We start from the raw sequence: 4,633 nt of genomic DNA, 5'->3' as shown, positions 1-4,633 counted from the left end.
GGCTTGCACCCAAGGCGGCGTAAAGGCTCTAATCCCCTAACCCATACAGGCTAGTTTCATAGAAACGAACCGCACGATCTGGGCGTGCGGCTTTCACCGCACCCAGCTCCCGATGTTCTTAGCTTTCGCTCTTGCTCATGTGAATATAATCGTGGCAGCTTTCGTGAATGGCTAGAAGGTTATCTTTCTTCCAATTGCTATGGTTGGCATCTACATGATTGAGGTGTACCCTCTCGTCACTGAGCATTTTTAGACCACAGTATCCACAGGTATGATCTTGCCTTTTTAAGGCTTGGGAGGTTGCTCCGTCATAGAGCTTACTGTTACGTTCGCTCCAGTAGGCTATGTCTCCGTCGTAAGGTGATTTCTCCCCTTTGACATTGACAAATTTGTTTTCGGAATAAGGAACCGCCGGGAACGCTTTTTCCATCAATTTCTTGACAGTGTGACGACTCTGTTTTGATTCCTTATTGAATACCTTGAATGCTCTGTTCGAGAGGAACCACAGTGAGAACCGTGACCCATCTAACTTACAGTAGCAATGGTAATTTCTCCAACCTCTAACTACAGGGGCTAATTTCTCAGCTTTAACTGTAGCACCATAATTCGAGTTGTTAACGATGTGTTTTACTTTCTGACGGAACGCTTTAAAATTGTCCGCTGAGGGAACGCATCTAAATTTCCCGTTGCGAAAGCACTTTGAAATGCCAACCAAGGAAGTCAAATCCATCTGTCGTAGCCGTTAGCTTAGTTTTCTTTTCGCTCACTTTCATCCCACGTTCTGCTAGAAATTCGCTAACTTTATCGAGTATTGCCGATGCGTCATCTTTGGGTTTGAGAATGATTACCATGTCATCCGCGTAGCGGACTGATTGGTGTATTTTCTCAATCCCATTGAGAGCGATATTGGCGAGCAAAGGACTTACCACACCCCCTTGCGAGGTTCCTTGTTCAGGAAATTCTGGATTAACTCCTGCTTTTAGACAGCGGAATATTCCGGTCTTGATGCCCACTGGGGCGATGAGTCGTTCCATGATGCTTAGGTGGCTTATCCGGTCGAAGCATTTTTCGATATCGAGTTCGATAACTCGTTTTTCTATTCCATTAGCTTTTGAACTTAGATTTAGGAACAGAATTTTCTGCGCGTCGTGTGCGGATCTTCCTGTCCTAAACCCATAACTTCTGGAGTCAAAGGTTGCTTCGTGCGCTGGCTCTAAAGCGTATTTTGCGAGGCATTGCCACGCTCTGTCCGCGATAGTCGGTATCTTAAGGAGGCGGAGACTCCCATCCTTTTTAGGGATTGGTATTAAACGTAACTTCTGGTGCTTCCAGTTGTTACTTTTGGCTCTGAGTTCTTCACTTAGTGCAAACCTTTCCTCATGTTTGAGTGAGGCTTTTCCATCGATTCCCGCAGTCTTTTTGCCAGCATTTAGTTGAGTTACTTGACGTATCGCCAGCATTCTTGCAGCCGTGGATTTCAGAATTAGCTTTTGAAGGGACTTCGCTTGGAGCTTGTTTCCAACCTGAATCGCTTTAAACACTCGTTTTTGTAGGCGAAATAAGTCCCGTCGGAATTTCTTCCAAGGTAACGTCTTCCAAGATTCACTAACATTGCTGTTGTGTCTAATCATGCTCTGCTCCAACTTATGTTCTCTGAACACCTTGCAACAATTACGCTGCATCCTACCCGAACTGAGGGAGTTCCGCTGCTCGTCTAGCCTACTCGGGTTTTGACTTACCCTAGACCCTCCATTCGTTTTTCTTCGTTCCCTCGGGCGTGATTGTTCGTTCCTTTAGGTGTAGCCACTTTAACTACTGGATTCCCTCGACTCTTACGGATGTTACGACAATACTCGGCGGGAATAAACTCCAGTAAAGTCGGGGGTTAATGGTCTGTGCCCCGCTTGATAGTAAGTTACTTTTCTAGGCTCAGTTTCACCATTGGAACTCCCCATTAACGCCAGTGTCACCCCACATAAGATGTCTGATTGCGTCCTGTTCCCAGCTTCACTCTCCAAGAATCGAGCTTGGTCGGTGTGGGCAGATAGGGAGTCATACCTGAGTCTGGTAGAAGGGACTTGCACCCTTATCAGACCGAGAGTTCAGCCTTGTGGCTGGAAGAGTTATGTACGGACTTTCACCGTGATTCACTCTTCAACGAATCGCACTGTCAATCTATCTTCTACTGCCAAAACTCCTAGTTCGAGGATTTGATGGCTTGAACCAGTAACTTGGCGATTTCCGAGAGTTGCTTTTTGTTGAAAGTTTTGAGCAAAAGCTTGACTACCGCCTTCGGTTCGGCCGGAAGTGCGACTTGCTTCGACGCTGCTGCGGGGGCTGCTGCTGCGGGGGCTGCTGCTGCGGGGGCTGCTGGGGCTGCTGGTTTTGGGCTTGCTGCCAAAAGTAGCAAATTTTTACTCGGAACGATCGCTTGGACTTTCCCCACTTGCACTAAATCGCCAGCTTCCTTGAGTTCTTTGATAATCAGCGGAGCTAAGACTTTATAAGAGTTTTTGGGATTAACGATCGCTGCTCTAGCGGTTTTTACTAAATTTTGCCAAGTCTCTATTTTACCTCCCAACTTATAGAGGCGAAGGCACAGAGCCGTCAACTCAGAGCGACTAGCAGCCGATTCTTTCTGCTTGAACACCTGCAACATTTCTTTGAGTAAAGTCATCACTTCAACAGCAAAATTCGCCGGCACAGCGCCCGCTGTTGGAGCGGCGGACGTACCAGACCCAGCAGCAGCCTGCACTTTACCCGACGCCAATTTATCGAGATGAGTTTCCAGTTGAGCAAAAACAGGCATCACCTGCTGCACGAGTTTTTCTCCCTCCTCATTCCTCAAGCCGAAAGGCCCCTCCAGTCGCCCCAGCAAGTCCTTAAGCGTATCAACTCCCTTTAAAAATAGGGATTCTGCCGTTTGGTCAACCTGCTTGACGGGCCCGTCCTTGAGCACCTTAAAACAATCTTCCAAGCGGTGAGCGGTTGTTTTAATACTATCTAAGCCAAGCATAGCCGCCCCTCCTTTCACGGAATGGGCGGCTCGAAACATCTCTTGGACGCTTTCGGGGTCTTTCATCGTGGACTTTAAATCCACTAAACCATTTTCTAGAGTATCGAGGTGCTCCTTAGCCTCCTCTATAAACAAACGCATAATTCGGTCTTGCTGATCTGACACGACAGTCCTCCTAACAATCTGTGCACCCTCCAGAAAGCACCCTCTTCGCGGGAGAAAACGCGACTCCTTGCTAAAGTCGGAAGCTCCCATGCAAAACATTCTAGCCTGCCTCAGCTAGCAGACTCAAAATACTGGTGTCAGGGCAATCTTAGCCCTAAAACTGGAGCGGTGGAGATTGAGCCTAGAGTTCTGAGGGAGTATCTGGAGCGACTTCAATACCCATTCCTTCTTTCATCATCTGCTGAGTCGTAATCAAGTCGCTTAACTCCTTGACTTCGACGCCGATGTCTTGGCAAGCCTGTTTCAGTTCCCGCTCGAAAGTGTTGAGGTCGCCTCCGTAGCCGCAAAGGTTCGCGGCTGTGGCTATTCCTTGTTGGGCGTTAGCTTTGGCGCAGTCGATTAATTCAATGCCTTTGAGGGGTTGGGAGGATGCCATAATTTCAAGCCACAATTTATCTTTTCTCCCACTGTAGCTAGAAGGTTGAGGTCGATCGATCTATCGAAAGGCATGAAAAATTCTGCCTGTGCTGCGCGTTACCACTTCATTATCTTTGGGGATTTCCTGAAAAGATAGGAGTTAAGATTTTCTAACCCTTACTGTGCCTAACTTAGGCTAAATTACTGTGAGAAATGTTTCCAAATCTCAAATGCACTGGGTCTGGAGCGTCCGGCACCGCCTGTTTGTGTCTGTTCTGTTTGCTATAGCAGTCGCTGTTTTCCTGCCGCCTCACTATTTCCTCCTGACTCGGACGCTGTGCATTTGGAACGCGGGCGCTGTGAGTTTCCTGCTTTTGACTTGGATGCTGATGCTGCAAGGCACTCCCGAAATAATGCGCCACCACGCTCAGCAGTTGGACGCTGGTCGCTTAACAATCTTAAGTACGATTACGGCAGCGGCTTTTGCTAGCTTGTTGGCGATCGTCTTCCTGCTGCGCGATACCAAAGGCCTGCCCCCCGATTTGCTATTTCTGCACTTGGGGCTTTCTGTCCTGACAATTGTTGGCTCTTGGATGCAGGTACACACTATCTTCACGATGCACTATGCCCGCAGCTACTACGGAAACCGCAGCAAACAGCACGGCAGCTACTCGCAGGCGAATGGTTTGGACTTTCCGGGCGACGAGGAACCAGACTACAAAGATTTTTTATATTTCTCCTTTGGTATTGGCATGACTTGCCAAGTTGCAGACGTGCAGATAACTTCTCGTTCGACGAGGTATCTCGTGCTTTTTCACAGCGTGCTGTCGTTCTTTTTTAACACCGCTATTCTGGCTATGAGCGTCAATATTATTGCTGGATTGAGTTGACATTATTCTGTCCCAGTGGAAAGTTTCACCCTAATAATAGTTCCACTGCTTAGGTTATATCGGGCGGTATATAGCACTTATCAGAAAGATGAGGTATAATGTAACTGACTTGAACAGAATGAAAAATATAAAACCCCAAAATGTA

At 47.5% G+C, this 4,633-nt stretch carries 5 protein-coding genes and 1 pseudogene; 1 reads left to right on the top strand and 5 read right to left on the bottom strand.

Annotated features, from left to right (window positions below; translation table 11 throughout):
* Positions 1-118: 118 nt before the first annotated feature.
* From QUB77_RS31285 to QUB77_RS31265, 5 genes and pseudogenes are all read right to left on the bottom strand, one after another.
* Positions 119-247: a hypothetical protein gene (locus tag QUB77_RS31285; RefSeq protein ID WP_333180904.1), complete on the bottom strand. Its 129-nt coding sequence runs from the start codon at positions 245-247 to the stop codon at positions 119-121.
* A 219-nt stretch (positions 248-466) separates the two neighbouring features.
* Positions 467-730: pseudogene (locus QUB77_RS31280) on the bottom strand (group II intron maturase-specific domain-containing protein); the annotation flags it as partial.
* Positions 675-1,631 carry a reverse transcriptase domain-containing protein gene (locus QUB77_RS31275; RefSeq protein WP_333180896.1) on the bottom strand — a complete coding sequence of 319 codons (957 nt, stop codon included), beginning with the start codon at positions 1,629-1,631 and terminating at the stop codon, positions 675-677. The pseudogene QUB77_RS31280 and the gene QUB77_RS31275, both read right to left, overlap by 56 nt.
* 566 nt (positions 1,632-2,197) lie before the next feature.
* Positions 2,198-3,280, bottom strand: a complete 1,083-nt coding sequence (locus tag QUB77_RS31270) for an Hpt domain-containing protein (RefSeq protein ID WP_333180898.1) — start codon at positions 3,278-3,280, stop codon at positions 2,198-2,200.
* Between the two features lie 82 nt (positions 3,281-3,362).
* Positions 3,363-3,617 (bottom strand): hypothetical protein, encoded by a 255-nt coding sequence (locus QUB77_RS31265; protein ID WP_333180900.1) that lies wholly within the window; start codon positions 3,615-3,617, stop codon positions 3,363-3,365.
* Between the two features lie 211 nt (positions 3,618-3,828).
* On the opposite strand from QUB77_RS31265, the gene QUB77_RS31260 reads away from it, so the two are divergent.
* On the top strand, positions 3,829-4,488 hold the full coding sequence (locus tag QUB77_RS31260) for a DUF1345 domain-containing protein (RefSeq protein ID WP_333180902.1): 660 nt from the start codon (positions 3,829-3,831) through the stop codon (positions 4,486-4,488).
* Positions 4,489-4,633: the final 145 nt, after the last annotated feature.

Source organism: Microcoleus sp. AT9b-C3 (assembly GCF_036705485.1).
GTDB lineage: Bacteria > Cyanobacteriota > Cyanobacteriia > Cyanobacteriales > Microcoleaceae > Microcoleus.
The sequence above is the reverse complement of the archived record's forward strand: the minus strand, read 5'-3'. Positions and strand labels throughout refer to the sequence as shown.

What these genes read in the sequence shown, in the direction of transcription:
- QUB77_RS31270 (WP_333180898.1), bottom strand. Translation starts at nt 3,280, where the DNA reads ATGTTTTGCATGGGAGCTTCCGACTTTAGCAAGGAGTCGCGTTTTCTC.
- QUB77_RS31260 (WP_333180902.1), top strand. Translation starts at nt 3,829, where the DNA reads ATGCACTGGGTCTGGAGCGTCCGGCACCGCCTGTTTGTGTCTGTTCTG.
- QUB77_RS31265 (WP_333180900.1), bottom strand. Translation starts at nt 3,617, where the DNA reads ATGGCATCCTCCCAACCCCTCAAAGGCATTGAATTAATCGACTGCGCC.
- QUB77_RS31285 (WP_333180904.1), bottom strand. Translation starts at nt 247, where the DNA reads ATGCTCAGTGACGAGAGGGTACACCTCAATCATGTAGATGCCAACCAT.
- QUB77_RS31275 (WP_333180896.1), bottom strand. Translation starts at nt 1,631, where the DNA reads ATGATTAGACACAACAGCAATGTTAGTGAATCTTGGAAGACGTTACCT.